The sequence below is a fragment of the Blautia sp. MSK.18.38 genome (assembly GCF_024460535.1).
GTDB classification, from domain to species: domain Bacteria; phylum Bacillota; class Clostridia; order Lachnospirales; family Lachnospiraceae; genus Blautia_A; species Blautia_A fusiformis.
The window spans coordinates 1-470 of sequence record NZ_JANFYP010000092.1 but is presented as its reverse complement, the minus strand read 5'-3'; the positions used below and the strand labels follow the sequence as shown (position 1 = coordinate 470).

The 470-nt window shown below is 40.6% G+C and carries 1 pseudogene; it reads right to left on the bottom strand.

Annotated features, from left to right (window positions below):
• Positions 1–18 precede the first annotated feature (18 nt).
• A pseudogene (locus NE638_RS17875) lies at positions 19–470 on the bottom strand (ABC transporter permease); the annotation flags it as partial.

Genomic DNA, 470 nt, shown 5'->3' with positions numbered 1-470 from the left:
TTCTATTTTGAACTTCTTTTATGCTACCTGATGTCTGCAATAGGAATGAATCGCCAAGAATGTAAACACAAATAATTCAATTCCTGCCGAAATCAAAATAACATGCGGTGTCCAGAAACTCATTCCACCGATATTCAGATAATTGAAATCTGCAAGCTGAGAAAGGAAATTGTTCTGCATACCAATTCCGGCAGATGGAAGTATGGTAGAGAGCCATGTTGCTCCCATCGCCACATATGCAAAAAGCGGCATGAGAAGAACTACAATAGAGATCAGCAAAACTGTCAATGTGTCTTTACATTTTGCAGACAGGAACAACGTACAGCTAACCGTTGCTAATACAGAAAGTAAGCCCGCTGCTGCGAGAATTATCTGCAACTGCCCCAGATTGATGTTTGGCAGATTAATGATAGAGTATCGCATCTGAAACGATGTTTTTAAGCAATCCGTCCCGAACGCTGCATCTAAAA